We start from the raw sequence: 2105 nt of genomic DNA on the forward strand, positions 1-2105 counted from the left end.
GATGTTAAAGAATCTAGTAAATGTTGCTATGGTGTTATCAGTATGTTTGTCAATAGGGTATGCAAAGCCTTTAAAGGAATGCAAGAGTGAGAGGGATAGTTAAAGGAGTGTATGATGAGGAATTTTAAGTATAATCAATCTATTACTCATTATCATTGGAGCATAGAGAATACAGCATAAAAGGCATAAAATGAAATATATTGTCTTAGCAATCATCGGAATTTTTATTTTACATGTGATGTGTGGGGGTTCAATTTATTACCCTACAAGTTATCGTGCCTTTATCCCTAAGGCTTTAGATTCTGAATATAAGGAATATCAAAGACTTTGTAAAGAAGAGATAAACAAGGTAGTGTATGCAAGACCTATCACACAAGAGGAGAAAGCCACACTCATACAAGGAATACGAGACAATCTTATAGAATCTGAAAAAAGCGAGATAGGAAGAAAAATACCGATAACAGATGAATCACTACTAACCATTAAAAAAGAAAAAAATATAGACGAAATCACGCCAGAATTATGGCAAGAAATGCTTGCAGAGCTAGATAAAAGAATAGAGGCGATAGTCCAAAAAGAATTAGCAAAAAAGGAAGTGTTAGAACGAATAGAAAGTAAAATCCTATATAAAATCCCTAGCGCAACCACCCTTAATACTAATAGCAAAAGCATTGTTGAAGTGCGACAAACCTTTTCATTATCTAACTTACACACCAGAAACAGATATAAAGAACATATCTTTTATCAAGCAATAGTAGGCTATATTTATGATAGACATTGGAGTGAATTTATCCTTTTTACTAAAGGAAGTCCGATAAGTAAGAAGTTTTTAGAGTGTAAAAAAGATAACTTTAAAAGTGAGATATTATTACAAATGGCTTTAAATAATCGTGAATCTATTGGCTTAGAATCTGATGTGATTCTTACAGATTATTACACCTTTAGGGAATTAAAAAAGTGGGGAAATAAATGAAACTCTACCAAAAATACTATACTCTAGGAGTATATATAGATACTTGGGGCTGGGGAGAGGGAGTGATACCTCATGTATTTTTGGGATTAAAAAAAGAATATCAGCTTATTGATGAAAATTTTCAAGGCACATTAAGCGATGAGTTAAAGAAAAAATATATCTCAGAATCTAAACTAGAAAAACATAGTAAAACTACACAAATGCAACTCATAGAAAATCTTACACAAGAATACAAAAATAATGATATAAATAAAGAGAAATGGAAAAAGCAAACTACTGATTTTGATGACAATTATCTATTCTTTAGACAAGGTTATAAAGACATAACAATTCAAGCGAAAGAATATTTTAAAAATGCTATATTCTTTCATTATCAGGCTTATAAAAGAAGTTTGATAAATTTTATTCAAAGTGAAAAAAGTAATATACAAAATATCGAAGGCTTTTTTGGCTTTGCTCCTTATAAGTCTGCTCCATTAAGAACTTCTAGCTATGGAGATAAAGAAAGCGGTGGCAAAGTCTTTCAAAACAATCACTATGATTATGAGAAGAGAGAGAATAATAACATCAATGAAGAAAAACACGAGCATAGTGGCGAGAGTTTAAGGAATGATACTTTGTCCAAATATTCTTTCAGCAAAGGACATGTTTTAGTAAGCATTCGTCCTTTAAGCACTTTTCAAAATAAACAAGCTTTTGCTATAAAAATACCCAATGAGAAATACATAGAAGTTGCAAGTAAAATCTTAGAAGATGTATTAATTACTGATGATAGTTTGCGAGGTGGTTTTGCTTTTGTAAAAGACGATAATCAATTTAGATTTTATGCTTTAGTTGGCAATTCCTGTGTAGATTTCGTAATGGATAAGTTAAAGATAGTATTTGCTGGTAGATTAGATTGGTGGGATAAAAGCACAAGCACTCCACAAGGTGTTTATGATGTGATTAAAAAACATTCCAAAGCTTTTAATGAACAGGAATTATCAATGTTAGAATTTCTCCTTGACCTTCAACTATTCTACCAAAACTATGCTACCCTATGCAATATAGATTCTACTTGGGCTTGTGAAGAAGGATTAAAGTCTTTCAATCAATATTGTGAATTTCTTTTACATAGTAATCTTTTACATCA

At 31.0% G+C, this 2105-nt stretch carries 2 protein-coding genes; both read left to right on the plus strand.

What is annotated here, in order from left to right:
- Positions 1-190: 190 nt before the first annotated feature.
- Complete coding sequence (locus tag LS65_RS10335; RefSeq protein ID WP_236096713.1) at positions 191-973, plus strand: hypothetical protein; 783 nt, start codon at positions 191-193, stop codon at positions 971-973.
- Positions 970-2105 (plus strand): hypothetical protein (locus tag LS65_RS09620; RefSeq protein ID WP_138129867.1); only part of this gene is annotated, 1136 nt, incomplete at its 3' end. The genes LS65_RS10335 and LS65_RS09620, both read left to right, overlap by 4 nt.

The sequence above is a fragment of the Helicobacter japonicus genome (genome assembly GCF_000762845.2).
GTDB lineage: Bacteria > Campylobacterota > Campylobacteria > Campylobacterales > Helicobacteraceae > Helicobacter_C > Helicobacter_C japonicus.

Bases quoted from the DNA above. Each gene is read 5' to 3' on its own strand.
- LS65_RS10335 (WP_236096713.1), top strand. From the start codon at position 191: ATGAAATATATTGTCTTAGCAATCATCGGAATTTTTATTTTACATGTG.